At 52.1% G+C, this 26047-nt stretch carries 24 protein-coding genes; 15 read left to right on the forward strand and 9 right to left on the reverse strand.

Annotated elements, in window-relative coordinates; genetic code table 11:
* Position 1 precedes the first annotated feature (1 nt).
* The 4 genes from EDM56_RS29055 (at position 2) to EDM56_RS29070 (ending at position 4258) form a co-directional block, all read left to right on the forward strand.
* Complete coding sequence (locus EDM56_RS29055) at positions 2-1501, forward strand: sodium:solute symporter family protein (protein WP_122921427.1); 1500 nt, start codon at positions 2-4, stop codon at positions 1499-1501.
* Between the two features lie 33 nt (positions 1502-1534).
* Positions 1535-2653: a class II histone deacetylase gene (locus EDM56_RS29060; RefSeq protein ID WP_122921428.1), complete on the forward strand. Its 1119-nt coding sequence runs from the start codon at positions 1535-1537 to the stop codon at positions 2651-2653.
* A gap of 131 nt (positions 2654-2784) precedes the next feature.
* On the forward strand, positions 2785-3816 hold the full coding sequence (locus EDM56_RS29065) for an LLM class flavin-dependent oxidoreductase (protein ID WP_122921429.1): 1032 nt from the start codon (positions 2785-2787) through the stop codon (positions 3814-3816).
* Between the two features lie 136 nt (positions 3817-3952).
* The gene (locus EDM56_RS29070; RefSeq protein WP_122921430.1) at positions 3953-4258 is read left to right on the forward strand and encodes a hypothetical protein; all 306 of its coding nucleotides are present in this window, start codon (positions 3953-3955) and stop codon (positions 4256-4258) included.
* A 59-nt stretch (positions 4259-4317) separates the two neighbouring features.
* On the opposite strand, the gene EDM56_RS29075 is transcribed toward EDM56_RS29070, so the two are convergent.
* Entirely contained in the window at positions 4318-5247 is a 930-nt protein-coding gene (locus EDM56_RS29075) for a DMT family transporter (protein WP_122921431.1), read from the reverse strand.
* A gap of 111 nt (positions 5248-5358) precedes the next feature.
* Between EDM56_RS29075 and EDM56_RS29080 the strand changes: the two genes are divergently transcribed.
* Positions 5359-6792, forward strand: a complete 1434-nt coding sequence (locus tag EDM56_RS29080) for an aminotransferase-like domain-containing protein (RefSeq protein WP_122921432.1) — start codon at positions 5359-5361, stop codon at positions 6790-6792.
* 135 nt (positions 6793-6927) lie between these two features.
* Here EDM56_RS29080 and EDM56_RS29085 read toward each other — a convergent pair whose 3' ends face one another.
* Together EDM56_RS29085 and EDM56_RS29090 are read right to left on the reverse strand one after the other, a co-directional pair.
* Positions 6928-7389: a hypothetical protein gene (locus tag EDM56_RS29085; protein WP_122921433.1), complete on the reverse strand. Its 462-nt coding sequence runs from the start codon at positions 7387-7389 to the stop codon at positions 6928-6930.
* A 3-nt stretch (positions 7390-7392) separates the two neighbouring features.
* The gene (locus tag EDM56_RS29090; RefSeq protein ID WP_183192641.1) at positions 7393-7854 is read right to left on the reverse strand and encodes a thiol-disulfide oxidoreductase DCC family protein; all 462 of its coding nucleotides are present in this window, start codon (positions 7852-7854) and stop codon (positions 7393-7395) included.
* A 296-nt stretch (positions 7855-8150) separates the two neighbouring features.
* Between EDM56_RS29090 and EDM56_RS29095 the strand changes: the two genes are divergently transcribed.
* Positions 8151-9122 (forward strand): GNAT family N-acetyltransferase, encoded by a 972-nt coding sequence (locus EDM56_RS29095; protein ID WP_122921435.1) that lies wholly within the window; start codon positions 8151-8153, stop codon positions 9120-9122.
* Between the two features lie 78 nt (positions 9123-9200).
* Here EDM56_RS29095 and EDM56_RS29100 read toward each other — a convergent pair whose 3' ends face one another.
* Positions 9201-10232 (reverse strand): acyltransferase family protein, encoded by a 1032-nt coding sequence (locus EDM56_RS29100; protein WP_122921436.1) that lies wholly within the window; start codon positions 10230-10232, stop codon positions 9201-9203.
* Between the two features lie 213 nt (positions 10233-10445).
* Here EDM56_RS29100 and EDM56_RS29105 point away from each other — a divergent pair, with 213 nt between their 5' ends.
* From EDM56_RS29105 to EDM56_RS29115, 3 genes are all read left to right on the forward strand, one after another.
* The gene (locus EDM56_RS29105; protein ID WP_122921437.1) at positions 10446-11312 is read left to right on the forward strand and encodes a DUF4352 domain-containing protein; all 867 of its coding nucleotides are present in this window, start codon (positions 10446-10448) and stop codon (positions 11310-11312) included.
* Positions 11313-11409: 97 nt separating this feature from the next.
* Positions 11410-12027 carry a nitroreductase family protein gene (locus EDM56_RS29110; RefSeq protein ID WP_122921438.1) on the forward strand — a complete coding sequence of 206 codons (618 nt, stop codon included), beginning with the start codon at positions 11410-11412 and terminating at the stop codon, positions 12025-12027.
* 93 nt (positions 12028-12120) lie between these two features.
* Positions 12121-12450 carry a putative quinol monooxygenase gene (locus EDM56_RS29115; RefSeq protein ID WP_122921439.1) on the forward strand — a complete coding sequence of 110 codons (330 nt, stop codon included), beginning with the start codon at positions 12121-12123 and terminating at the stop codon, positions 12448-12450.
* Positions 12451-12532: 82 nt separating this feature from the next.
* Here EDM56_RS29115 and EDM56_RS29120 read toward each other — a convergent pair whose 3' ends face one another.
* Positions 12533-13462 (reverse strand): response regulator, encoded by a 930-nt coding sequence (locus EDM56_RS29120; RefSeq protein ID WP_122921440.1) that lies wholly within the window; start codon positions 13460-13462, stop codon positions 12533-12535.
* Positions 13463-13509: 47 nt separating this feature from the next.
* Positions 13510-14784, reverse strand: a complete 1275-nt coding sequence (locus tag EDM56_RS29125) for a sensor histidine kinase (RefSeq protein ID WP_122921441.1) — start codon at positions 14782-14784, stop codon at positions 13510-13512.
* A 152-nt stretch (positions 14785-14936) separates the two neighbouring features.
* Between EDM56_RS29125 and EDM56_RS29130 the strand changes: the two genes are divergently transcribed.
* Positions 14937-16214, forward strand: coding sequence for a cation:dicarboxylate symporter family transporter (locus EDM56_RS29130; RefSeq protein WP_122921442.1), 1278 nt, complete (start codon positions 14937-14939; stop codon positions 16212-16214).
* 56 nt (positions 16215-16270) lie between these two features.
* Here the strand turns inward: EDM56_RS29130 and EDM56_RS29135 are convergent, their stop codons facing one another.
* The gene (locus EDM56_RS29135; protein WP_122921443.1) at positions 16271-16831 is read right to left on the reverse strand and encodes a cysteine hydrolase family protein; all 561 of its coding nucleotides are present in this window, start codon (positions 16829-16831) and stop codon (positions 16271-16273) included.
* 471 nt (positions 16832-17302) lie between these two features.
* Here EDM56_RS29135 and EDM56_RS29140 point away from each other — a divergent pair, with 471 nt between their 5' ends.
* Positions 17303-19444: a WG repeat-containing protein gene (locus tag EDM56_RS29140; protein ID WP_122921497.1), complete on the forward strand. Its 2142-nt coding sequence runs from the start codon at positions 17303-17305 to the stop codon at positions 19442-19444.
* Positions 19445-19637: 193 nt separating this feature from the next.
* Here EDM56_RS29140 and EDM56_RS29145 read toward each other — a convergent pair whose 3' ends face one another.
* Together EDM56_RS29145 and EDM56_RS29150 are read right to left on the reverse strand one after the other, a co-directional pair.
* On the reverse strand, positions 19638-20819 hold the full coding sequence (locus EDM56_RS29145; RefSeq protein ID WP_122921444.1) for an MFS transporter: 1182 nt from the start codon (positions 20817-20819) through the stop codon (positions 19638-19640).
* A 78-nt stretch (positions 20820-20897) separates the two neighbouring features.
* On the reverse strand, positions 20898-21188 hold the full coding sequence (locus tag EDM56_RS29150; protein ID WP_025850810.1) for an ArsR/SmtB family transcription factor: 291 nt from the start codon (positions 21186-21188) through the stop codon (positions 20898-20900).
* A 419-nt stretch (positions 21189-21607) separates the two neighbouring features.
* Here EDM56_RS29150 and EDM56_RS29155 point away from each other — a divergent pair, with 419 nt between their 5' ends.
* The 4 genes from EDM56_RS29155 (at position 21608) to EDM56_RS29170 (ending at position 26040) form a co-directional block, all read left to right on the forward strand.
* The gene (locus EDM56_RS29155) at positions 21608-22957 is read left to right on the forward strand and encodes a sensor histidine kinase (protein WP_122921445.1); all 1350 of its coding nucleotides are present in this window, start codon (positions 21608-21610) and stop codon (positions 22955-22957) included.
* A 49-nt stretch (positions 22958-23006) separates the two neighbouring features.
* Positions 23007-23744 carry a LytR/AlgR family response regulator transcription factor gene (locus tag EDM56_RS29160; protein ID WP_122921446.1) on the forward strand — a complete coding sequence of 246 codons (738 nt, stop codon included), beginning with the start codon at positions 23007-23009 and terminating at the stop codon, positions 23742-23744.
* A gap of 171 nt (positions 23745-23915) precedes the next feature.
* Positions 23916-25265 (forward strand): APC family permease, encoded by a 1350-nt coding sequence (locus EDM56_RS29165; RefSeq protein ID WP_246009582.1) that lies wholly within the window; start codon positions 23916-23918, stop codon positions 25263-25265.
* Between the two features lie 16 nt (positions 25266-25281).
* Positions 25282-26040: an SDR family NAD(P)-dependent oxidoreductase gene (locus EDM56_RS29170; protein ID WP_122921447.1), complete on the forward strand. Its 759-nt coding sequence runs from the start codon at positions 25282-25284 to the stop codon at positions 26038-26040.
* Positions 26041-26047: the final 7 nt, after the last annotated feature.

Raw genomic sequence — 26047 nt, forward strand, 5'->3', positions numbered from 1 at the left:
GATGAATGCTGCCATTGCGATTGGGATTATCGCGGGATTTATTTTATTGAATGCCATCATCATTAAAATTTTTCACAAAAAACAGGGAAACATGGAGGAGTTCGCGGTTGGGGGGCGGTCGTTCCCTTGGTTTCTCAGCGTATTCGGCTTCATCGGTTCCTGGTATGTCGGCTCGATGTACACCGGTTTTTTCGGCGATTCGGCGACGATCGGGATGTTCGCGCAGTATTTGGCGGTCTACTCGGTCGGGACAATGGTGACGATGTACATCATGGTGCGGCCGGTGTGGATATGGGGCAAGCTGCACAATTTGCAGACAAATGCAGACCTCGTCGCCTTGCGTTACAACAGCAAATGGCTGGGATTGTTCATCGCGATCACGACGTTCGTGTTCTGGAGCCCGTGGCTGGTCGTCGAAATCAAAACGCTGGGGTACTTGTTCAATGCGGCGACTTACAATACGCTGCCATTCAATCTCGGCATGACGGTGATCAGCTTGTTCGTCATCGTCTATTGCTGGCTGGGCGGCTCCCGCGCCACGATCATCGGGGATTTGGTCCAAGGCTTGTTTTTCACGGTGGTCGGCAGCATCACGATGATTTATTTGCTGAACAAAGCGTATGGCGGCATCGGCGCGATGTTCACGCAGCTGGCCGAGCAGGCGCCACAGCTTTTGGTCATCAATGAGCAGGTCGGCTATGGCGGTTGGAGCTCGGCGATCATCACGGGAGCGCTCGGCGGCATGATGATGCCCGGTATCTTTATTCGGCTGTACATGTCAAAAGGCGTGAAGGAGTCGAAAAAGTCCGTGCTGTTCGTGCCGCTGATCGGCGCATTGTTTACGATTTTGCTGCTGTGGCTCGGCCTCGGGGCGAAGCTGGTCAACGGATTTCCGCAAGATGCGCAAGCGGGAGCGTTCTGGATTGCCGATCATTTTGGCGGGCCGGTCGCTGTCGGGTTGATGGGGATTTTTGCGCTGGCGGCCAGCATGTCGACGATCAGCGCTGCGACGATGACGGCCGCGGTGATGATCGGGCGCAATTTCCTCGGACTCTTCAAGCTGCCGGAGGAGAGGATTTTCAAATATTCCCGTATGCTGACGCTGGTCGTCGGGGTGATCGCGATCCTCGTGTCGACCATGGAAATCTCGCGGCTTGTAGCGCTCATCCTGTATGTGTACGACTGCATCGCACAGGTTGCGGTGCCGATCCTCCTCGGTCTGTACTGGCGCCGCGCCACAACCGCAGGGGCTTTCTCGGGGACGCTGATCGGGATGGTTACGGTCTTGTTCCATGGCTCCCTACCGTGGTTGACGGCATGGGCCGGAGACTGGTCGGCGGGAATGGTCGGGCTGTTCTACAATTTGATTTTGTTCGTGGGAGTGTCTTTGCTTACAGCGAAGCAGGCGCATGTGGACCAGCTGTTCGAGCAATTGGAGAACTATCGGGATGAAGAAGACGAGGCAGGAGTGGCGGCAGCAGACATCAAGCTGGCAAAGTGATGCCGGTGATCCAATCGTAGGAGGGGTTTTGGCATGGGACAAAAAACTGCATTCATTTACGACGAACGTTATTTCTGGCACGATACTGGTTCGAGCGTGCTCTTTTTACCTCCGGGTGAATTTTTACAGCCGGATGGAACAGCAGAAAGCCCGGATAGCAAGCGGCGGGTGAAAAATTTGCTGGAGCGAAGTAAGTTCATCCGCAAGCTTACGGTAATGGAGCCGCGCTCTGCCACCCTTGAGGAAGTCGAGTCGTTCCATACGCCTGCTTATGTCGAGCGGATCAAGCGGCTAAGTGACAGCGGCGGTGGTGATGCGGGAGGCTTCACGCCATTTGGTCCTGGATCGTATGAAATCGCCTTGTTGTCGGCAGGGGGGGCAATCACCGCTGTGGATGCCGTAATGCAGGGGCAGGTGGACAATGCGTATGCCTTGACCAGACCGCCCGGCCATCATGCGCAGGCCGACTCCGGCGCAGGCTACTGCATCTTCAACAATGTTGTGATCGCTGCTCATCATGCCCGACGAACATATGGCTTGAAACGAATCATGGTGCTTGACTGGGATGTGCATCACGGGAACGGGACCGAGGATGCGTTCTATGCCGATCCCGATACGCTGTTCGTCTCGCTGCATCAGGAAAACAACTTCCCCAATGACCGTGGGTACATGGAGCATACCGGCGAAGGGGAGGGAATGGGGACGACGCTTAACATCCCGCTCTACGCAGGCACTTCAGACGCCGGCTACCTGTATGCGTTTGAAAAGCTGATCGTGCCGATCGCCGAGCAGTTTCAGCCGGAGCTGATTCTCATTTCGGCAGGGCAGGATGCCAACAATTACGATCCGCTGGCACGCATGATGGTGACGGCGGACGGTTTTCACCGCATGGCATCGATTGTGAAGCAACTGGCAGATCGGGTTTGCCAAGGTAGGGTGGTGGCATGCCATGAAGGAGGTTACAGTACAGCTTACGTGCCATTTTGCACCTTGCGCGTGATCGAGGCGCTGCGCGGCGAAGACAGCGGGGTGCCAGATCCGTTCCTGGTCAGCCTGGCCAACATGCCGCGCATCAATCAGCTGCTCCCGCATCAAAAGGAGCAGATCGACCAAATCGCCAGGATTCACACGGCTTATTGGAAAATTGGGTAACAGCAGCCCCCCCTACGCCGAACTGCAGCGAAGTGCAGCTCCCCATTGTCTTCTCGCAGCTTACGCACATAATAAAGAGAAGATAAAAGCGTTGCAGCAGGTCGCAACGGAGCGGAGGGGACGAAACGTTCATGATCACACTGAGCGCATTGGATCAATCGCCGATCGCGGAAGGCAGCACAGCCGTGGAAGCGCTGCAGCAGACGGCACGTCTCGCAGCAGAGCTGGACAAATGGGGCTACCATCGATTCTGGGTATCGGAGCACCATCACGCCGCACATCTGGCCGGCACAAGCCCCGAGGTGCTCATCTCCCATTTGGCCGCCAAAACAAGCCGCATTCGCGTCGGCTCCGGCGGCGTGATGCTGCCGCATTACAGCGCCTACAAGGTGGCGGAAAACTTTCGTTTGCTCGAAGCGCTGTACCCCAACCGAATCGATCTCGGCTTGGGGCGTGCGCCGGGCGGGATGCCCTTGTCGACGCGGGCTTTGCAGGAGGGCAAGGTACATGGCGGCATCGACCAGTACCCGGACCAGCTGGATGACCTTATCGATTATTTGCATGATTCCATCGGCGAAGACCATCCGTATTCTGGATTGCGCGCAATGCCATTGATCGAGACGGCACCGGAATTATGGCTGCTGGGTTCAAGCGATGAAAGCGGCGGGCTGGCGGCACAGCGGGGAGCGGCTTTTGCTTTTGCCCACTTCATCAACGGGTTCGGTGGGACAGATGTGATGCGCACGTATCGGCGCAGCTTCCGTCCGTCCGTGCTCGGAGCCGTCCCACGCACGATGGTCGCTGTTTTCGCTTTTTGCGCGGAAACGGAGGAGGAGGCGAACCGTCTCGCATCGAGTCTCGATCTAAGCATCCTGCTGCGTGAAAAAGGCATGGGCCGTCGTGGAGGTGTGCCGACTGTGGAGGAAGCGATGGCCTATCCGTATACGGAGCATGACAAACTGCGTGCACGGGAAAACCGCAAGCGGATGATCATCGGCACCAAGGAGCAGGTGAAGCAGCGGATTGTGCAGATGAGCGAGGAGTATGAAGCGGATGAGTTCATGATTGTCACGATCACGCACGATTTCGCTGCCAAGCTCCGCTCGTACCGGCTGCTTGCAGAGGCGTTTGGACTGCCGGGGGTAGCGGGAGCAGACGCGTAACCTTGACAGTTGCTGGCGAAAGCACGCCGACCGAAGATCAAACCGGCCTCAACGTGGGGGCTGGTTTTTTTCGTTACCGCTGTCGAGCGCAAAGCTGTGCTAAGATAAAAGCACAACGAAAGAGAGGACGGTGTGTATGAGCCAGGCTTGCAAAATCAAGTTCAGGCAGGATGCGCTGCGGGTGAGGAGCATGCTTTGCGCACATGATCCACTCGGCTTGATCCGGAGTGGAGCCTCAGCTGATGCGTATGACGTGTATGCGACCAAAACATTGATCATCTTGCACAAAATCAAAAACGGCCAGCAAACACCGGCTGACCTCCAAGTTTATCTAAATGCACTAGGCGACGGTGCTGCAAGCGATACGCTCTGCGCCGAGCTGATCGCAGTGGCAAACGGGCTCGATGATGAGTCACCGGCCGCCTCGCTCGATCGAAAGTAAATAAAGCCGCTCGCGACGAGGCAAATGTGCCAGTGCGAGCGGCTTTTGCCGCAGTGAAGCTAGTTTTGCAGATCTCTTGCCTTCAACGGCTTCTGGAACGTCTGCCGCAGCCCTTCCAGATTGACGAACACGATGCCGATAATCGTGATGACAGCACCCGTTGCCATGAACCATGTCACGGTTTCATGATAGAGGATCATCCCCAGCACCATCGCGATGATCGGGGAGATATACAACCAGGTGGAGGGGAAAACCGGATTGGTTTTGGCAACCAGCCAATAAAAGATGGTGTGGGCGACCATGGAGCCGAACACGACCAGATACAAGAGCGATGCGAGCGCCTTCCCGGTGAACATCGCTTGCAGCGTCTGCACATGAAGCGGTTCGGTGAACAGGGAGAGAAGAAGCAGCAGAGCGCCGCCATACATCATTTGGGCCGCGTTGAGGGCAATTGGCGATGTATCGGAGAAGCGGCGGATGACCCGCTTGGAATACAGAGCACCCGATGAGTAAAACAATTCGCCGAGCAAAATCGCCAGGCATCCGAACAGCCACAGCATGCTCGCTTTCATGGACACTTGCGGGAGCACGATGAGAGTCACCCCGCAAAGGCCGATCAGGCAGCCGACGACGGCATTGCGGGCGACGCGTTCGCGCAGGGCGGTTGCCTGCAAAAGCAAAATCATCATCGGCCCCGTAGCGGACAAGATTGCAGCAGTTCCCGATGATACATGCTGTTCAGCCCAGTAGAGAGTCGCGAACGTGCCGAATGTGAGGCCGATTCCCGTCAACAGCATTTCCTTTTGCAAAAGCAGCGAAAGCCGCGCTTTCTTTTTCATGATCATCCACGCTAACAGCAGTACGCCTGCCAGAAAAAAGCGCAGTCCCGCTGAAAAGAACGGCGGGGCTCCCGCATCGATCCCGACTTTGATCGCCAAAAACGTGGTTCCGAAAATTAAGCACATAATGAGGTAATTCAAAATGACCATGGTAACGCCTCCTTGGTATCGATTATAAGAAGGCGGGGACAGAACAGATCGTTGATGACAGAACAGATTGAGCGGAGATGAGGTATGATAAGGGGGGAGGGGGAGTCTGTGATGACTAAGGTTTTCTTATCCGGCGCGGGCAGCAAGCCGCTGTTTGAGCAAGTTTATGAATACATCTGCACGCGTATCCAGCGGGGTGAATGGAAGGATGACGAGAAGCTCCCGTCCGTGCGCGAGCTTGCCGCCGAGCTGGAGGTTCACCGGTTGACTGTCTTCAAGGCGTATCAGCTGCTAAAGGACGCGCGGCTCGTGTATGTAAAGGATAAATCGGGCTATTACGTACACCCCGGCAACCGGTTGCCGTTTCGCGACATCGATTCGCCGATCGTGTCGTCCTATATTCAAAAAAGCCATCTGTCCGAAATTCATCGGGTGCCCGCCACCTACCAGTTTTCCTACGCCCTGATCGATCCCAATCTGCTGCCGAACCGCTATTTTTCCGAATATGTAAAGGAGATTTTCGACCTGTATCCGAAGGTGCTTAGCTCCTATTCGACGGTGCAGGGGGATGAGGAGCTGCTCGAGACATTGTCCTGTTACTTTACGGATCGGCACCGTTTCCATCTGCCGCCTGAAGACATTATGATCACGTCGGGCTCCCAACAGGCAATTTCACTGGTGGCGCACATGCTGGTGCAGCCGCTCGATACCGTATTGATCGAACGCCCGACCTATAGTGCAGCAATCGATATTTTCCGACAGCAAGGCGCGCAGATTATCCCGATCGATATCCATCCGCATGGCTATGACTTGGATCAGCTGGAACAAGTAATGAAGCAGTTCAAGCCGCGCCTGTTTTACCTGAACCCGACGTTTCACAACCCGACGGGATATACCGTCCCCGCCGCGCAGCGCAAAAGGCTTGTGGAGATGGCGGAGGAGAATCGTTGCTTCCTGGTCGAGGATGACCCGTTTCATGACATGTATTTTCAGCAGGAGCCGCCCGCGCCCTTGTTTACCTATGGGACGGAGGGCTATGTCATCTATATCCGCAGCTTCAGTAAATACATCGCACCCGGTTTGCGGATCGCTGCCATTTGCTGCCGCCCTGTGCTGATGAACCACCTGTTCGCGGTCAAATCGTTGGCGGACAACGGCACCCCGCTATTGAACCAGAAGGTCTTCCACTATTATTTCACGTCGAAGCGGCTGCAGCAGCACATTGAAAAGCTGCGCATTGCGCTCCACATACGTAAAAATATACTGGAGGAGGAGCTGGCCAAGACGGATTGGAAGTGGCACAGCCCCGCCGGCGGTCTCAACCTCTGGGTCGAGCTTCCGGATACGCTCTCGCTGGATGCGCTTTTGGCGAAAAGCATTGAGCAGTCCGTCTCGTTCGTCCCCGGCTCCATCTGTGACCCGGCGAAACGCGCGGATTCCTGGATACGCCTAAGCTACTCGTACATCAACGAACAGCTCCTGCGCGACGGTGCGAGGCGGCTGATTCGGATCGCCGACGAATTGGAGCGGGAGACAAAACGATAAGGCTTCAGCACGCAAAAAAGAGCAGCTGTCCGATTACCGGCAGCTGCTTTTATCGTCTCCTTTGCCGTTCCCGGCGTACATAATAAACGGTACAGCAGCCATAGATCAGTAGCAGCAATGCCCATTGCCCCAACGTCATGCCAATGTCCTCCTTTTCGCTTGCACAGGAATGGGCTGATCGCTGGCGAAAAAAGCACCGAACAGCTTGGCCCGCTCCGCAAACAAAAGCCACATGCACATGCCAGCAAGCACAGCGGCGATGTCGAGCGCTGGAATGCCAAAGGCGTAGTCAATCACCATGATATTGAGCGCAATGGGCAGGCAGCAGGCCGCTCCCAACGTTGCTGTGCGGGGGATGACGAGCAGGATCGCCACAGCGAGTTCACCGCAGGCGATAAACAGGTTGTACAGCGGTGAATAGCCGAAAAAATGCCAGGCCAGACTCATCGCCGAATCTTTGCTGGAATCGAAGACGAATGGCCCGGAGGAAAACTGCCCGGGAAAAATTTTGACCCCACCATAAATCAAGTAGTTGACTGCGATGAACAGGCGAAACGAGGTCATAGTGATGCGCTTCCACAGCGCGATTGCACTCATATGCTATTCCTCCTTGTCATACAAAAAACGGCTGCGCAGCTCTTCAGGCAGCAGCGGGCATTCGTCCGCAGCCTTTTTTCCCGCGAAAGCATGTCTTCTGTGTTCAAACCATCGATAACCAACATCCCGGATGGATCGCGGGACGATCCAGAGGAAGCTGAGCGCCCGCCATGAGCCGCCCAGTCTCCGGCAAATTTTCAGCACGGCATCCGACTGGCTGTAGCAATAACTGGACTCAACCAGAAGAACGGAGTCCGGCGCTTGTCCGGGCAGGAAAAAATGCTGGATAACGGATTGGCCGAGCGGCGACTGAAGCGGCGCGAAGCGGAACCGGCCTTCCTTGTCGCGCTCCATGATCAGACGGACCCAGCGATTGCAGAACAGGCAATCGCCGTCAAACAAAACGACGGACAACCCGCGGGCTGCCCAAGATTCGAGTGTGGTATACAGCGCAGTAGCAGGCACGAAATTTGTCTCCTTTTCCAAATAGTTGCTTTGTAAAATATACAGTAATTATGGGGATTTGTTCCAGTGGTTTTCCTTACAGTTGCCTTACGGTTTTGTAAGGAAAAGGGAGAACGGTCAGGGAAAATTTCGCAAGCTGTTGTAAAATAGAGCTTCGTTAACCATACAAAATATGGTATCATGCATGTAACTATTGTAATTTATTTTGTAAGTTACGAAATCCATGAAAAAGGGAGTGATAATGATGTTCATCCGATTCATAGCGAATCATATTCCACTAGGAAAGAAGGAAAGTCATGACATCATTCATTGTTCGCCCTATCAAACAAGAGGAATGGGAAAAGTTTGCCGCAATCGGGTGTGCACCTGAGCATGTGGCAGGCTGTCAGCGCTATCTGGAGCAGATGCTGGCGGCAGGATCGATGCGCATTGATTGGTGTTTTGTCGCGGAGGAAGCGGGCCAGCTCATCGGACGTATTGCGAGCTGGACGTTGCCATCGGTCGGAAAGCCGCTTGATTTCGTTCTGCTCGACTTACCGTGGGAGCGGGAGGATTATTTGGCGATCGGCTCCGCATTGGTGCATGAGGTAGTGGCGCTTGTCCGCAGCCTAGGAGGGGAGCAGGTCGGTCATGTGTTGGATACGCCGGCTGTGTCGCCCCAATGGCAGCATCATCCTGAACGGCGACAGGCGTTGCTTAGTCATCTCGGTTTTCAGGTCGAGCGCAAAACCAACCGGTTCGAATGGAACTCCGCTGTGCAGGTGGGTGAACCCGCTTCCGGGAGTACAGCCGCGCAAAGGGCTGGCGAGCTGCAGTACCGTTCGCTTGCGGACGTGGGCCAGGATGCATTCGTCCAGGCAGTCATGCGGGTATCGGAGGGGACGTTTGACCAATACATTCGCGAGGAGCGCGAGCGGTTAGGCGCTCTTGAACAAGCCAATTCGTTTTTTACCGAGCTGCAGCACATGACCTATGAGCCAAACTGGTGGCAGCTTGCCTATACGCCCGGTGGCGAGCTGGTCGGGCTGATCATGCCGACACAGACCCCTGGGTTCGCCACGATCGGCTACATCGGCGTGGTGCCGGAACAGCGGGGGAAAGGGTATGTCCATGCGCTGCTATATCATGGCACGCGGATTTTGCTCGACAGTGGTGCCGTGGTCATCCGAACGGATACGGATATCGATAACGTTCCGATGGCACAAGCGTTCCTCGCGGCAGGGTACCATCTCTTTACATCACGGAGTGAATATTTGGTCAAAAGCTGATCTCAATAATGGCGAATAAAAAGAAAAGGGACAGAGGAGCAAACATTCAGTTGCTCTTCTGTCCCTCTTTTCGCTTTGCTAAGCTGCATCCTGCTGAAGCTTGGCCCGATTTTTGACAAACGCCTCAATGTTTTGAAACAGACGGGCGACCAGAATGGAAAACAGCCCGGTGCAGAAATAAACAACAGCAAGGTAAAGCAGCGAGTACCATTTGTTCGTAAACAGCCACGCCAGATCGCCATACTGCCCCTTCACCCATTCATTCAGCAAAATGAGACAGGCGGAGTGAAACAAGTAAATGTAATAGGTGAGCCCCTTGTGGAATCGGATCTTGATCACATCGACCAGCTCCAGCAAAAATACCATCATGACCAAAAACGTCACCACACAGGCAAAGACGAAAACGAGATGGACCGCAACGAACAGCTTGCTCGACATCACGAAATAGGCGGCGCTCGATGTGGAAATACCCGTGAACAGGATCAAAACGGCCTGTTTTTTGCGAAGCAAGGGGAGGATCGATTCGCGGTACCAGTAAATCATATGCCCCAGGTAGAACGTGAAGATCCACGACGGCAGCATGTGCCGCGTCGTCAAGCCCAGCCAGCCTTGGTGCAAGTAATTGATGTATACGTACTGGACAATCATGAACACCCAAATGAGATAAGGAATGTTTTTCTTGGTGATCCAATTGCGGAACACGTACGCAAACACGTAATACTGGCAAATCATGAAAATGAAATACAGATGGGCCCCGGTTTTCCCGAGCAGGATGTTGATGAAATCCTCACGGGTATGCGGCATGCCATTGTGTAGCAGATAGTGATACAACACGCCTGAGAGCAGAAACGGGATGTAGATGTAAATCAGCTTGCCCGTGAAAAACTGGCGCCAGGTCGGGTTTTTCTTCTCGAATGAAAAAGCCGTGAGATAGCCGCTCACGATCGTCAACAGCACGGTGCCATACCGGCTTAGTTGATTCAGCGCAAGGACCCAAAACGGACTGGTAAAGTCAAGCACATCAGCTGTAAAGTGACCGACCACCACTAAGAATGAGGAAACCAGCTGAATGAAGAAAATCGCTTTGAGAATCTTGGAATCGGTAATCATCGCTATTCTCCATTTATTTTTATAGTGATGAGGCGTGAAGTAATTGTATCGAGCAATTATTAGAATAACATTAGGAGTTGCAGAATTGGGAGCATGTAACGAAATTGGGAGGTTCCACCCAGGAACTTCGTAGCAGGAGTACGGATCATTTTCATTGAAACTAATAAAAAATATATGATTGATTGATAAAATTATTAATAAAGGAATGATTGGATGAATCATCGTGTTTCCAAAGTTGCCGCTATGCTCCTCGGCATTTGCTTGTTGCTGTCTGCATGTTCCGGAGGGCCATCTGGCGACGAAAAAAGCGGGAGCAGCAGCTATTATCCGGTTAACGAAACACATGCGGTGAAATACAGCTTCCCAAACCGGCCGTTTGATCTGGATGTGACGTTGGAAGGCTATGGCTGGCAAAACGGAAAGTTTTATCTCGTGTTTCACAGCAAAGATATCATTGGAAAGAGTTACTCTCCCGTGTCAAAACGGCTTGCACCGCGGGTGATGCTTGGAGGCAAAGCAGTGACGCTGAGCGATTTCTTGTGGGAGGAAGGGGCCAGAGAAGTGTACAACGAGAGCGTTTATCGCTATGCGTGTACGGTAAAAAAAGCGGAGATGATCCCGGAAGGAACAATCCCGGATGAAATTCACCTCGATAATGCAAACTTTGTTTTAGAGAAAACACCGCCCGCTGCAGAGGTGCTGAATGCCCCGGTCATGATGGAGGAAGAAGATCGGCAGCTGCAAGGCTCCGTTACTATCGACGGCCGAATCTATGCGCCGACAAAACTGCTGGTGACGGCGGACAAGCGAGAGCTGACACTGACGGTAACAAGTCAGCGAGAAGGAAAGGAAAGCAGGAACAGACGTTTTTTGCTTATGGATGACAAAAAGCGGATCTACACCTTCACCGATGCTTCGTTGCCCGATACATTCGCTGCCGGAACCAATACGTTTTCCTTGCAGATTGTTGAGCAGCTACCCAAGGATGCAACCGGGCTGCAACTGGTCATTGCAGACGTTGAGTTGGTTCAATCCGATTTGTATTCGATTATTGCGGAGCAGAAGTTGCGTGTGCTGTAATGTGCGAATTTGATGAAAGGAACATTAGAAAGGCACTTAACAATTGTAAGTGAGTCGGGTATAATAGGCTCACGAGATAAAAAGGAGTGGATTTGCCATGACACAAACCAGCCAAAACCAGACTGCGATTGAAGTAATCAAGGAACGTCATTCCGTTCGCCAATACGAGTCGGGGGTAAAAATTCCGGAAGCCGACCTGCAAGAAATCCTGTCCCTCGCTGCCAGCGCCCCATCCTCTTGGAACCTGCAGCATTGGCGTTTCCTCGTCATTCAAGACGAAGCAAACAAGCAAAAGCTGCTGCCGATCGCATACAACCAACAGCAAGTCGTTGACGCGTCTGCTGTCGTGATCGTGCTGGGCGATTTGCAAGCGAACCTGGTTGCGCCTGAAGTCTACGCAAGCGCAACGCCGGAAATCCGCGACATGATGGTTAAGCAAATCGAAGGCGCGTATGCCAACAACCCGCAGCTTGCCCGCGATGAAGCGATCCGCAATGCTTCTTACGCTGCCATGCAATTGATGCTCGCGGCAAAAGCGAAAGGCTACGATTCCGTACCGATGGGCGGATACAATCCAGCTGCACTGATCCAAGAATTCAACATTCCGGAACGTTATGTACCAACATTGATGCTGCCGATCGGAAAAGCCGCGAAAGCAGCTCGCCCAACCGAGCGCCTTCCGCTCGCACAGCAAGTCATCAACGAGCGCTTCTAAACAGCCAAAAAGATAAGCGAGCGATGGAGCAAATCCGCCGCCCGCTTTTTCTTTACGCACGCACTGCACCTGATCGACGAGGGGGAAACCGTAATGCTTATGGTCCATGTCTATTTTCATGTGAAGGAAGAGCACATCGAGGCATTCAGAGAGGCGACACTGGAAAACGCGCGCAACAGCATCCAGGAGCCGGGAGTCGCCCGCTTTGATGCCTTGCGGCAGCAGGACGATCCGTCCCGCTTCGTTTTGGTCGAGGTATATCGAACGGCGGAAGATCAGCAGAAGCATCGGGAGACCGCGCATTTTGCCAAATGGCGGTCAGTGGTGATGGACATGTTGGTGGAGCCGTATACGTTAGTCAAATACGAAGGCCTGTTCCCGGCCGAATCGGTCTGGTTGGGGGACGGGCAAGATCGGGCATAGCCTTACAAGTAACACACCCGTTACGAGCAAAAAGAGCACCTTTACGCCAATGATGGCGCGGGGCGCTCTTTTTTTCTTTGGTCTACAGCTGATTTAGCAGCCGCTTTGCTTCCAGATATAAGACGTAAACGAACTTTTTCGGGTTGATTTTGGCTGTAGAAGAGGAGGTGTCCGTCTGGTTTTCCAGCTCCAGCATTTTTTTGCGCACCTCGGTGAAATCAAAGAATTTGGACGCATAGTTTTCAAAAATCGGATTGGCGTAGTCGGTCAATCCGAGAGAAGCCAAGTGGGAGAGCGCCTGCGAGATGGCCCGTCGGATTCGCTGCTCCGATGCCTTTACTTCCTTTTGCAAGGCTGCGCTCGTCGCGTCTTCCCCCAATTTTTTGACTGCCACGCACTGATACAGTTCTTTCAGTGCCGGAAACTGCTTTTCATAAATGGCAGCTGCTTCGGGGCTCGCGATGTATTCGAGCATGTCGAGTAAGTCTTTGCTGCCGCTTTCGCCGATCATGCCAAGCTCGCTTAAAACATGCTTGCCTGCCGTGCGAATGGATTTTTCTGCGGGGATAGCCGGTTTGGTCTCAAGCGATTTGCCCAAATTCAACGCGCTAAGCGACCGTTGAATGTCCTCCACAGACCGCTGCAGACGAATTCGCTCGCTCACCTTTTGGATTACGGTGATCACCTCCAGGCGGTTGATCGGCTTGGTGATGTAATATTCAATCCCGAGCGAGTAAGCTTCGGCAATCATCTCTTTCGATTCGATTTGCGAGATCATAATAATTTTTCCCGCGAAAAACGGGGCGATCTGGCGGATGGTTTCGATGCCATCCTGAATCGGCATCAAGAGATCGATCAGCAAAATGTCCACCTGCTTGAGCGCAAGCAGAGATTCATTCACAAAGGAACCGTCCTCCGCTTCTCCCGCAATCGTCCCGAGGTCAGTATCTTCGATAATATGGGTGAGCATTGTACGGACAGCAGGATCGTCATCCGTAATAAAAAAACGCATGGGAATCACCCCCTTTTCTTCGTTAAATCGCCGATCCTTGCAGGCTGCTACGTAGGTTTGCAGATGATTTGCTGCATCGGTAGCTTGACCGTAAAGGTCGTCTCGCCGGGAACGGAGTCGACTGTCACATGCCCATTCAGGCTGTCCACAACTTCTTTCACATACGTAAGCCCAATCCCGGTGGACGGCTGGCCGGTCAAGTCGAATTTGGTTGTGAAGCCGGGCGTGAACAGCACCTGCGGATCTTTTGCCTTGATTCCCGGGCCGTTGTCAGTGACTTGCAAAATCACCCAGCTGCCTTCCTGACGGATTACAATGGCGATGCGGCCGCTTTCGGGAATGGCCTCGATGGCATTCGTCACCAGATTGTTCAGCAAGGAGAGCGTCGTATAAATCGGAAAAGGCGTCTCGGGCAAATCGCAGCGCCAGTCAATCTCAATCTCCTTGCCCACCAGGCGGGCGTATTTGAGGTTGGCTCGCACGGCGATGCGCCCAAGCTCGGCAAGCGGCATTTCGTCCGTCGCATTTTCATTGGAGATCATTTTGGACAGACCGGCATAAATCCGCTGGTTGTCCTTTTTGATTTCATGCACCTGACCGGCGATATGGAGCGCAGTCTGCGCGAACGCCTCGGACTGGCCCAGCGGATGCTCCTTTAGTTTACGATAAAAATCATAGCAATTTCTCGTGATTTCTTCCGAGTGGCGCAGATTTTTTTTCAGCAAAATGGATTCCTCGTACAAATCTGACACGAGCATCAGGATGTGGGCGTGGCGCTTGCGCTGCTGGGCCTCCAACCGCTGTGATTGCCTCAGCTCAATCAAGGCGAAAAAGCTGAGCACGAAGAAGCTGCGCAGGATGGCAAACGCCGTGATTTTACCGAGCGTTGCGATGGTGAAGATGTCGCTCGCTGGCTCGCGCAATAGCAGCTCGATGATGTTGCCCAAAATCTCCACGCCCGTTCCCAAGAGACCCACCAGCAACGGGCGATGATGGAAGCGGTTGATGCGAAACAGCGAATAGAAGCAGCCGAACGATAGGTAGAAAAAGAAGACGGGGACTAAAGAGAGCAACGAGCTGGACGCGGAAAAGCCTTCGGCAGCATAAAACCAGTCCAATCCAAACCGGAAGAGCACTACCGCAATCCCGACGGCCAGTCCGGACAAATAAGCCGGGATGCGGGGCAGCCACAGCAAAAAGAAAAAGAATGCGGTTGTGCCGAAGCTGACCCGAAAATCATTGGTAAACGGGTAAAATTTCCACTCGCCAGCTAGCGGGACGACGACCAGCATTAGCAAAAACATGTAGAAGGTTTCTCTCATTGCATACACTCTTTTCGAAGAAATCGTAGAAAAATCTTGGAATTTGCAGATTATTCTTTAACGAAATATAGATTTATGTAGTTTTTTATAGGTATCCGCTTACATTTAGACAATATCACCATACTTGCGCAAAAGCAAAGAAAGGGGACCTTATGAAAAAATACGGATTAGCCGTCCAGATTTTGATCGGTCTGGCACTTGGTATTCTTGTTGGTGCACTCTTTTTTGGAAATCCATCTGTTGAACAGTATTTACAGCCAATCGGCGATATTTTTATTCGTTTGATCAAAATGATCGTGGTTCCGATCGTCGTCGCTTCACTGGTCATTGGGGTTGCCAGCGTCGGAGACATGAAGCAGCTCGGGAAAATCGGCGGGAAAACGATTCTGTATTTTGAAATTGTCACGACCATTGCGATTGTTGTGGGATTGCTAGCATCGAATATTTTTCAGCCGGGTGTCGGCGTCGACATGAGCCACCTGGCGAAAACGGATATACACTCCTATGTGGAAACGGCGGAAACTGCCACACACCACAGCTTTATTGATACATTCGTTAACATCGTACCGAAAAACATTTTTGAATCGTTAGTCAAAGGCGACATGCTGGCGGTCATTTTCTTCTCCGTCCTGTTCGGCCTCGGCGTAGCGGCGATCGGGGAGCGGGGGAAACCGGTTCTGGCCTTCTTTGAAGGGGTTGCCGAGACGATGTTCTGGGTAACGAACCAAATCATGAAATTCGCGCCATTCGGTGTTTTTGCCTTGATTGGCGTAACCGTTTCCAAATTCGGTTTGAGCTCTTTGGTTCCATTAGGAAAGCTGGTTTTGCTGGTGTATGGCACGATGTTCGTGTTCATCGTTCTCGTTATGGGCGGTATTGCAAAAATGGTGGGGACAAGCATTTTCGCGATCATCCGCATCCTCAAGGACGAGATTTTGCTGGCATACTCCACAGCGAGCTCGGAGACCGTTTTGCCGAAAATCATCGAAAAGATGGAGAAGTTCGGCTGTCCAAAGGCAATCACATCTTTTGTTGTGCCGACCGGGTATTCATTTAACCTGGACGGATCGACACTGTACCAAGCGCTAGCTGCGATTTTCATCGCGCAGATGTACGGCGTTCACCTGTCGATCGGCAGCCAGATCACACTGATGCTGGTGCTGATGGTTACCTCCAAAGGGATTGCGGGCGTACCAGGCGTTTCGTTCGTAGTCTTGCTGGCGACGTTGGGTTCTGTCGGTATTCCGCTCGAAGGCCTTGCATTCATCGCGGGTATCGACCGTATTCTCGACATGGCGCGCACCGTCGTGAATGTTATCGGCAACGCGCTGGCTACAGTGGTCATCTCCAAGTGGGAAGGCAAGTATGACAGCGCAAAAGGAAAAGTGTATCTGCAAAGCTATCAAACCAATAGCCGCAAAGCAGCATAAACAACAAACAGCCACCCGAATGCATAACGGGTGGCTGTTTTCTTTTGGACGGCGCTTTACCGGTACGTGTCGTGGATAGGCTCGAACACGGTTTCGCCGGAATCGCGGACGATCACGAAATTGTCGATGTTATACAGGCCATGCAGGCATGCGTTATGATGAGCCACGATTTGTTCGGCTTGAAGCGCTTCGCTGTCTGTGGTCGAATGCCCGTCGCGCACGAGTGTCACGTCATACCCGAGTGTTGTGGCCCGCCGAACGGCCGAATCGATGCAATATTCCGTTTTGCAGCCGACGATCACCAGATGGTTGATCTCCATCGTCTGCAGCACATCGTGGAGGTTGGTGTGAACAAACGCATCGGTCGCTTTTTTCACCACGACGACCTCACCCGCAAGCGGCGCGAGCTCAGGGTGAATCTGGAATTCGAGCGCGTCTAGGGGAGCGACATCCACGTCTTGGACATAGAGGACAGGGACGGAGCGCGTCCGCGCCTGTTCGATCAGGGAACGGATGGTGGAGACAAGCGCCGCTGCTTTATGGACCGGGCCCGCTTTCGGGCCGTCGATGATTCCGATTTGCGTATCAATGACTAGCAATGCCGTTTTTTTATCCAATGTCGTTCCTCCTGGTTTGCAGGAAGAAGCCTGGTTACACGCTTCCTCCTGTTTTTTGTTGTTCTCCAAGCTTTATGTGGAAACGGGCGGTCGTGTATGATCTCATTCCCCATCAACTCCCTTTGGAAAAATTGACGTGCACATCCTGATTTTGGATGACGAGCCTTTCTTCAGTGTAGCAATTCTCGCCTGGAAAATCTGCATTTTTCCAGACTCTAACTAAAAAATAACGAGTGTAGAAGCGCGACAGCCGTTTGGCCCGAGCAGCAAAATTCCGGATTCGTCGAACCCGTCGTTCATTCAATACGCGGCAACCTGGTTTTACGGCTCACGGGAATGGCGTAGCGGACTGGCGGAAGCGTGGTTTTGGGCGTTACCGAAGGTGGTGAGGGCCAATCGACGCCAGCAGCTGGGCACCTTTTGCAGGCACGAACATATGCTGTGAAAAAAACGGTTTGGAGTGTTTTGCAGATGTGGGATGAACAGAAATTGCTTGAGGTGGTTCGCAAGCATCTGCCGCCGACAGCAGAAATATGCCGGGAGGACGACTGGGCTCGTCGCGTATGCGTCCGTCTGGAAGATGTGGACGGCGATGGGATGCAGGAGATAGTGGGTACATACCACTTGGAAGGCAACACGTACATTATGGGACTGAAGGTAGATGAGTCAGGCTGGCAATTGGTCGCCAATCTAATCGGCAGCCACCGGTACCCTCATGATTTTCACCGTGGTGGTGCTCCTTATTACTGGTATTATCTCGCCGAAGCCCAACTCAAGGCGAATATGCCGCAGCAAGCGGTAAAATCGATTGAATCCGGATGGCGATTAAAAGAAGCCGGTCCATCGCGTGAATCTTGGCTGGAATTGCTTCAGCAGGTGCGCATTGAATTGGTCAGGCAAACGGTGAACCTGTTTCCGGCGTCGGTCAAAACCGATCGGGGGACGAAATGGGGTTATATCAATGATAAAGGACAGCTGGTTATCGATCCGCGCTATGATTACGCCGACGATTTTCAGGAAAATGGCCTGGCGATCGTCACGCTCCTGGATAAAAACGGGTTGATTGATAAAGACAACAAGTACGTGATTGTGCCGAAATATGATACCATCACACGGTTTTCACAAGACCGCGCCGCTGTCGTCGACGCCGCTGGCTTCCATGTGATCAATGATAAAGGTGAGATTTTGACCGACAAGCCGTACAGCTTCATTGGCATGTATCAGGAGGGCCGGGCGTTGTTTTCGCAAGTCGATCCCCAGGGCACGAGCCATTACGGTTATTTAGACCGGGAAGGCAAGGAAGTGATTCCCGCCACGTACCAAAGCGGGACTGACTTCCATGAAGGGCGTGCAGTCGTGCAGGCAAGGCCGAATGAATTCATTCTGATTGGCCGCAACGGCGAACGACTGCACACATTCTCGTATGCCAATGTCGGGCAATCGGGAGACGGTCTCCTCGCTTTTCAGGAGACAGAAAATGGTCCGTACGGGTATGTGGATGAAAACGGAAACGTCGTGATCCCCCCTCGTTACTTGACCGCGCAGCCTTTCGAGAAGGGGAGGGCCATCGTCAATGCGGCGAAAGATTTTGCGGAGAACAATCAATACGGCTTGATTGATAAAAAAGGAACGTTCCTCATTCCGGGAGAGTACAACGATATCCATTCGCTGAAGGAAAACAGGGTGGCTGTCGGCAAGGCGAGAGATCCGCAGCGGCCTTACCTCGGCTCCAAATTCGCTATTGCAGATACGGACGGCAAAATATTTACCGATTTTCTTTACAATGAAGTGATGGAATACCAGGACGGCAAAGCATCCGCCAATGATGACCGTCATACGTTTTTCATCAACCGCGGAGGGCAAATTGACCGGTTTTTCCCCATGCTGGAGGGAAGCGGCACGCTGACCCAAGAAAACGATCTGGTCAAAGCGCTGATCAACCAGCGCGTCTCGTACTATACGCGCACCGGCAACCCCGTCTGGCGGCAAAATACGGTGATCCCGCTGACCGATCAATACCGTGTCAGGGAAGAGCTGTTTAACCCGAACAAAGACTACATCGTCTACTATCCGCGGGTCGAGGGCATGGCCAACAAGGACGCGCAAAACAAAATAAACGATCGGCTCAAGGACATGTCGCAGGTGAAGCCGATTCCCGCCAACGAACAGCTGGACTACAGCTATTCGGGAGACTTCTCGGTCGAGTTTTTCCGCAAGCAGCTGCTTGAGATGTTGCTGGTCGGTTACAATTTCCCCTTTGGCGCTGCACATGGTATGCCGACGCAGACATACGCGCACATCGATCTGGTAAAAGGAAGAATGTATCAGCTCAAAGACCTCTTCAAACCAAACAGCAATTATGTGAAGGTACTGAGCGAGATCGTCGGGAATTTGATCAAGAACGACCCGCAGTACTCCTACGTCTTCCCAGGTAGCTACAAGGGCATCAAACCGGACCAACCATTCTATGTCAAACAAGACGCGCTATATCTTTATTTTGCGCCGTACGAAATCGGGCCCTATGCCGCAGGCTTCCCAACCTTCCGGATTCCGTTTGCGCAAATCATGGATATCATCGATACTGAGGGCGATTTCTGGCAATCGTTTCATTGAAATCAGCGAAAAAAGGATGGGGCTGTTATGTGGGCTTCATCCTTTTTATTTTTTGGGGGTATTCGGAAATGATCGTGAAAAGGGGCTTATAATTCGCCCTTCTCCAATTTTTCAATCAAAGTGGAAATGTCAATACCACGAAGCTGTTCGCCATGCTCACGAACCACACCGACAGGAGAATAATATCGAACATTTATGATGCATGATCGTTTTTTGCTTTAGCGTGATTAGTCAAAATACCACTTGCTATAAAAGAGAACAACGAACCGGCAAAGCATATAGCCGCAAATATGCCTACGGCGGAAAAACCGTTATATGTCGCATAAATCAAGCCGGCGAACCAAGAGCCGAGTGTTGTCGCAGCGTACATGATCGAATTGGCCAAGCTAGAGATCGTACCACGAATTGTCGGATTTAATGAATTCAGCATTCCCATTATGAGTGGAAAGACGATACCCATGTTTGCGAATATGAAAAAGTATATCCCTTCGAAGGACGCAACCGATGGCAGGAGAGGCAAAGTAATAAAACATGCAACAGAGACGAGAATGCCCACAACCATCGTATTGAAACGATTCAACATTTTGATCACATAAGCACCGCTAAAGCTTCCCACTAAATTCCCTAGGCCAAGAAAAAACATGACATACCCCACTTGATCAACCGAAAGATGAAAGCGGTCCGTCATCCATTTTCCAATGAAAGAAAAGGCAGCAAAAAATCCACATTGAAATAAGAAATGAGCTAGAAAAGCTCTTCTCGCGATTCGGCTTGTCAATAGCGGGACGTATCTTTTAAATATCGGAAGCTTGGTTCTTTGGTCTTGATTCGGTTTCATTTCGGGCAAAGCATAGGGGATGAATATCGCCACCAACAACGAGCACGCACCGATTGTAAAAAAAGGATAAGACCAATGGGTTGCAGCAAGAAGACCTCCAATCGGTATGCCGAACGCTTGGGAAGCAGCCAAGCCTGCCATTACGATTCCAGAAACTTTGGCGGTCTTTGCTGCAGGGAACAGAGCAGGAATAGAGGCCCAGACTTGCGGCGCTGTGAATGCTGCGCTGACTCCGGCTAAAAATCGGAATAAAAACATCGTCCAAAATCCTGTCGCAAAGCCGCATAAAATGGTTGAAACCGAGAAGCAAACCATGCCGGAAACCATTACTTTTTTGCGATCCCATCCATCGGAAAGCGGTCCGGCTATTAGAGCAAAAATGGCATATCCCAACGCATATGCACCGACCATCCAACCGGCATATTCGGTCGGGATATGAAACAATTTCTGAAGAGTGGGGATGAGTGGAGAAATCAAAAATGTATCCGTACCAATAACAAACATAATGAGAAAAAATAAAGCTGCTAATCGAATCATGAGATTCATCTTCTCCTATCGTTATTAGTTTCGTTGTTCAAAAACTTTTTAACTAATGAAGAAAAAAAGAATTTCTTTCTACAACGTATCAAGAAATCCCGGCAAGTAAGATTCAAAGGTCTCCATGTCGATACTCGTATACTTCGTTTGAGCTTCTTTTCGTACCTTAATCAGTTTCGCCTCCCGTAAAGTACGCAAATGATACGAAGTATTCGACTTCGAAGTATTGCAAATGTCCCCAACTTCTCCGCAATTCATCTCCTTTTTATTGGCGTATAGAACTCGTATGATCTCCAATCTTGTCTCATCAGCTAATGCTTGAAACATTTTGACCCTGTGCTCATTATTCAATGGTTTTTGAGTAGTCATAAAACCATTGTACTAAGATGTTGCTACAAATCAAGTCATATTCTCCGATTTCTAAGTGAGATATTTTGAGGTACGAAGTTACCCCCGCAGCAAAGGGATTTTCCGAAAAAAAGCGGCACGCAGCCTTGGCAATGCCCGCCAGGCGGAGTGGAAAAAGGGAAACGTCTTTCGCGCCACACATACTTCCATGAGATGCTTCCGCCGCGCAGCGTGTGACTTTGGGGCGCGGTTACCCTTTTTGCGCGGAGCCGTTCTCCCCGATCCCCAGCAGGCATTGTCAGAGCGCAGTGACGCTTTTTTTTGGAAAATCCCCGTCCCTCCACAATCGTAACTTCCGTGCGCCCTTTCCCCTCAGATTCATGATAAAATGAGAAAAATCGCTAAGGCAAAGGCTGTGTAACAAGAAAGGTAACGTGTGTATGATGAAAGCTATTTCTACCCGGACCAACAAACGAATCAGAATCATCTTGATTGTCGCCATTATTTTGAGTTTGTGCTTCATGTCCGCAAACATTTTGCTGACCTATGACAGTACGATTCGGACGGTAGAGATCTCCATTGCCACGCAAAGCATGAAAATGGCGGCCGACATCGCCAGTGAAGTAGATGTGGCCAGCTTTGAGCGGTTCTTGCAGAAGCCGACTTCCGAGAGCGAGGATTTCGTCAAACTGAACCGGTTTCTGAACGACTATCGCAAAAAGATCGGGGCCAAGCATGTGTACATCGTCACCATGGACGATCAGGGCAAGAGCCGGGTCATGATACTTGGCATTTCACCCGAGCTTGCCGCCCAAACCTATATCGGCGAGCCATGCACGCTCACGCGGGAGGAAGCAGAGCCTGCGTACCATGGCGCGACTTTTCATACGAGCATTATCCACGACCCCAAATACGGCAACTACATGACTGCAGGCGCTCCGCTCATGAATGCGAACGGACAACTGGTCGGAATCATCGGTATTGATACGGGTGTTGAGCTGCTGCAGCAGATCGAACAGAATGCGTTGAAAAATAGCATTTTTCACATTTCCGCCAACTTGCTGATCCTGATTTTGATGGTGGTCAGCTATACCGTTATTCGCCGCTGGTATCAGCGGGAGACGCTGCGGGTTGTCGGTGATTCAGAGCAAACGTTCCAGCGCGAGTTCCGCTCCATATTGACATCGATTCAATCGATCCGGCATGATTTCGCCAACCATTTGCAAGTATTGTTCGGCCTCTTGGAACTGAAAAAATATGCGCGTGCTCAGGAATATTTGAAGGGGTTGCAAAGCGATGTTAAAGTCGTGACCCTCTCGGCACAAGTCGCGAATCCTGCTTTGCTCGTACTGCTGCACTCGAAAGTGGAAAAGGCGCGAAGGCAGCAGGTCGAGCTGGAGTTCCAGGTGCCGCCGGAGGAAACCTTTGATGGGGTGCTTTCCTCTGACATGATCAAAATTTTATCCAATCTGCTCGATAATGCGATCGATGCCGCGTGCGGTGGACTGGAGGAAGAAGAACGGTGCATTTGGCTTACCTTGAAAAAAGTCGGCCAGACGTATCAGTTCACGGTGGAAAATACCGGGGGCACCATTCAGGCAGGCGAATTGCAAAAGATGATGCTGGGAGGCTATACAACAAAACAGACCGAGGAAGGGCAAGCGCGCGGATATGGACTGAGCATTGTGCGCGAGGTTGTTAGCAAATACGCCGGGGAAATCAACGTGACCTCTGCAAAAGGGCGGACATGCTTCGCTGTCCTGCTCTCCATTTCGGAGAGGCAAGGTTGAAAAAAACGGCAGGGGCGTTTCAACGACGAAAAGGAGGTAGTGGGGAAGCATGCACAAGCAGCAAATCAACGTTTTGATAGCCGAGGATGATGAGCTTCAGCAGGAGCTGCTCGAAGGGTATCTGGCTCCTTTGGAAAACGTCCGGATTGCCGCCAAGGTCAGCACGGGCGATGAGCTAATCGCAGAAGCGACGCTGCGGTCCGATCTGGACGCGATGATTATCGACCTCAATCTGGGGACAGGCCGGGGAGGCTTGGAAAGCTATTCGATCCTCAAGCTGCGAGGTGTCCATCTCCCCACGATACTCGTCACCGGAATGGCCCCGCACGCCAGCGTCACCTATGATCTCGGCATCGTCGACATCGTAGAGAAGCCGTATACCGCCCGCAGACTCAGGCAGGCGATCGACAAGCTGCGCAACCATATCGCCTACCAAGCCTTCATGCAAGCGGGCGGTCTCTATGTCCCGATCATCAGCGACGAAATTATCCAGAAGACGCCCGCCGACATTCTGTACATCGAATCGATCAACCGGACGATTTTGGTGCACACCCGCCATGAAGCACTTGAAAGCAAAATCCCGATCAAGGTGTACGAAAGCTATTTACAGGACAGCTACTTTTATTTGACGCATCGCTCGTTTTTGGTCAACATGAAACAAATCAGCCGCATCGAAGGCAGCGACATTTTTTTCGATCAGGTGCACGGCGAGAAAAAAGCGCTCATCGCAGAAGACAAGACACACGAGATCGTCTCATATTGGCACAACCTGCAAAAATGGTTGTAACGTAAGGCAGTGGCTTCCGCTGCTTTTTTCTTTCCTTCAGCCTGTCAATCCCGACTCGTATTGACAAATCCTCTCTTGTTTCGACGGAATCTATTTCAAAATTTTCTGAAACAAGTCTACTATAAAAACGAGGACTACTTACGTTTTTCTAGTACAGGGGAGGGGTTCGGCTTGCAAAACAGCCAGTACAAACAAGAATTGAGACGAACGCTGACATTCAAGGACCTGGTCATCTACGGCATGGTGTTCATGGCGCCGCTCGCACCGATGCAAGTATACGGGGCAGTAGCGCAGCAAAGCTTCGGGATGGTGCCGCTCGTGTATGTCATCGGTGTCATCGCCCTGATGTTCACCGCTTTCAGCTACAGCCACATGAGCAAGGAGTTTCCATACGCCGGGTCTGTCTATTCGTATGTGAGCCGCGGGCTGAACCCGCATGTCGGCTTCATCGCCGGTTGGCTGATCCTGGCCGACTACATTTTGTGTCCCGCACTCTTGTATGCGTTTGCGGGTGTGTGGATGGCAGGCGTTTTGCCGCAAGTGCCCGCGTTTGTCTGGACGCTCATTTTCGTTGTGTGCAACACATTGATCAATGTACGGGGCATCACGATGACAGCCCGGGCCAATTTGGTCATGTTCTGGATGCAAATCGTCACTTTGGTCGTCTTTTTGGGCATCGCTGTCAAATTTGTGCTGATCGACGGGCATGGCATGGGCGGCTTCAGCCTGGCACCACTGTTTCAGGCGGACCACGTCGATTTTGGTTTCATCGCGACTGCGACATCCATCGCCGTACTCGGCTTTCTCGGCTTTGACGGTATCAGCACGCTCGCTGAGGAGGCGCGCGATCCGGTGAAGACGGTCGGCAAGGCGACAGTTTTCTCGATTTTGTTCAGCGGCCTGCTGTTTTTGATCCAAGTGTACATGGCGGCATTGATTCATCCGCAGTATGAAACGCTGAACCCGGATATGGGCTTTTTCGAGATCGCCAAGGAAGCGGGCGGGCCTGTGTTTTACACGATTTTGATTTTGATCAACGTGATCGCTGTCGGAATCGCCGTGACGCTTAACGTGCAGTCGGCCACCGCTCGTGTGCTCTACTCGATGAGCCGCGAAAATCTGCTGCCGTTTGCGCAAGTGCTGGCCAAGATTCACCCCAAATTCCAGACGCCGGTTAATGCGACACTGTTTTGTGCGCTGCTTTCCATCGTCGTAACGTTCAGCCTGTCGATTGAGACGCTGTACAAATTCGTGACGTTCGGCGCAATCACCGCTTTCATGATGCTGAACGCCACGATCATCGTCTATTTTTACGGTAAAAAGCGTATGCGTGGAGTGAAAGGCTTCCTCACATATGCGCTCACCCCGTTCATCGGGCTGCTTATCACGGGCTATGTCTGGTCCGGCTTTGACAAGATGACGTTCATGGTGGGAATCGGCTGGGTACTGGTCGGCGTCGTGGTCGGCTATGTGAAATCAAACGGCTACAAGAAAGTGGCGCCTGTAATCAAGGAACTATAAAAAGGAGGACAACAGCATGCGTTTGCAAAATAAAATTGCGATTGTAACAGGAGCAGCGAAAGGGATCGGGGCCGCGATTGCTATGCGGTATGCCGAGGAGGGCGCGCGCGTGGTTGCGACGGATATCAGCACGGCTGGCGCCGAGGTCGTCGCACAGATCGTGGGTAATGGGGGAGAGGCCGTCTTTTTCCAGGCCGATGTGTCCAAGGCGGACCAGGTGCAGGAGCTGATCCGGTTCACAAAAGAAACGTACGGGGTGCCGTCCGTTCTGTGCAACAACGCCGCGATCAATGTGCCAGGCTCGGTCGTAGAGCTGGATGAAGAGGTGTGGGACCGCACGATGGAGGTCAATGTGAAGTCGATGTTCCTTACGTCCAAATACTGCGTGCCGGAAATGATCGAAGCGGGAGGCGGCTCCGTCGTCAACATGGCGTCTGCCAACAGCTTTGCTGCAGAGCCGCGGCTTTCCGCGTATGTGGCCTCCAAGGGCGCCATCCATATGCTGACCAAGCAAATGGCGCTTGATTTCGCAGCAGACAATGTGCGGGTGAACTGTATTTGTCCGGGATGGGTGGATACGGCCTTTAACGATGCGCATGCCGATTTGTTTGGCGGCCGGGATGAGGTGCTCAAAAGCATCAGTGAGTTCCAGCCGATCGGCAGAACCATCCAGCCGATCGAAATCGCCAATGTGGCCGTTTTCCTGGCGGCCGATGAGTCGTCGGCGATGACGGGAAGCGCTGTCGTTGTAGACGGCGGATTGACATCGAAATAAACAACCC

Source organism: Brevibacillus fluminis (assembly GCF_003710825.1).
In the GTDB taxonomy this organism is placed as follows: Bacteria; Bacillota; Bacilli; order Brevibacillales; family Brevibacillaceae; genus Brevibacillus_D; species Brevibacillus_D fluminis.

What these genes read in the sequence shown, in the direction of transcription:
- EDM56_RS29110 (WP_122921438.1), top strand. Translation starts at nt 11,410, where the DNA reads ATGACACAAACCAGCCAAAACCAGACTGCGATTGAAGTAATCAAGGAA.
- EDM56_RS29100 (WP_122921436.1), bottom strand. Translation starts at nt 10,232, where the DNA reads ATGATTACCGATTCCAAGATTCTCAAAGCGATTTTCTTCATTCAGCTG.
- EDM56_RS29065 (WP_122921429.1), top strand. Translation starts at nt 2,785, where the DNA reads ATGATCACACTGAGCGCATTGGATCAATCGCCGATCGCGGAAGGCAGC.
- EDM56_RS29115 (WP_122921439.1), top strand. Translation starts at nt 12,121, where the DNA reads ATGCTTATGGTCCATGTCTATTTTCATGTGAAGGAAGAGCACATCGAG.
- EDM56_RS29080 (WP_122921432.1), top strand. Translation starts at nt 5,359, where the DNA reads ATGACTAAGGTTTTCTTATCCGGCGCGGGCAGCAAGCCGCTGTTTGAG.
- EDM56_RS29105 (WP_122921437.1), top strand. Translation starts at nt 10,446, where the DNA reads ATGAATCATCGTGTTTCCAAAGTTGCCGCTATGCTCCTCGGCATTTGC.
- EDM56_RS29140 (WP_122921497.1), top strand. Translation starts at nt 17,303, where the DNA reads ATGTGGGATGAACAGAAATTGCTTGAGGTGGTTCGCAAGCATCTGCCG.
- EDM56_RS29170 (WP_122921447.1), top strand. Translation starts at nt 25,282, where the DNA reads ATGCGTTTGCAAAATAAAATTGCGATTGTAACAGGAGCAGCGAAAGGG.
- EDM56_RS29060 (WP_122921428.1), top strand. Translation starts at nt 1,535, where the DNA reads ATGGGACAAAAAACTGCATTCATTTACGACGAACGTTATTTCTGGCAC.
- EDM56_RS29145 (WP_122921444.1), bottom strand. Translation starts at nt 20,819, where the DNA reads ATGATTCGATTAGCAGCTTTATTTTTTCTCATTATGTTTGTTATTGGT.
- EDM56_RS29095 (WP_122921435.1), top strand. Translation starts at nt 8,151, where the DNA reads ATGACATCATTCATTGTTCGCCCTATCAAACAAGAGGAATGGGAAAAG.
- EDM56_RS29120 (WP_122921440.1), bottom strand. Translation starts at nt 13,462, where the DNA reads ATGCGTTTTTTTATTACGGATGACGATCCTGCTGTCCGTACAATGCTC.
- EDM56_RS29130 (WP_122921442.1), top strand. Translation starts at nt 14,937, where the DNA reads ATGAAAAAATACGGATTAGCCGTCCAGATTTTGATCGGTCTGGCACTT.
- EDM56_RS29075 (WP_122921431.1), bottom strand. Translation starts at nt 5,247, where the DNA reads ATGGTCATTTTGAATTACCTCATTATGTGCTTAATTTTCGGAACCACG.
- EDM56_RS29055 (WP_122921427.1), top strand. Translation starts at nt 2, where the DNA reads ATGAATGCTGCCATTGCGATTGGGATTATCGCGGGATTTATTTTATTG.
- EDM56_RS29160 (WP_122921446.1), top strand. Translation starts at nt 23,007, where the DNA reads ATGCACAAGCAGCAAATCAACGTTTTGATAGCCGAGGATGATGAGCTT.
- EDM56_RS29070 (WP_122921430.1), top strand. Translation starts at nt 3,953, where the DNA reads ATGAGCCAGGCTTGCAAAATCAAGTTCAGGCAGGATGCGCTGCGGGTG.
- EDM56_RS29085 (WP_122921433.1), bottom strand. Translation starts at nt 7,389, where the DNA reads ATGAGTGCAATCGCGCTGTGGAAGCGCATCACTATGACCTCGTTTCGC.
- EDM56_RS29150 (WP_025850810.1), bottom strand. Translation starts at nt 21,188, where the DNA reads ATGACTACTCAAAAACCATTGAATAATGAGCACAGGGTCAAAATGTTT.
- EDM56_RS29155 (WP_122921445.1), top strand. Translation starts at nt 21,608, where the DNA reads ATGATGAAAGCTATTTCTACCCGGACCAACAAACGAATCAGAATCATC.
- EDM56_RS29125 (WP_122921441.1), bottom strand. Translation starts at nt 14,784, where the DNA reads ATGAGAGAAACCTTCTACATGTTTTTGCTAATGCTGGTCGTCGTCCCG.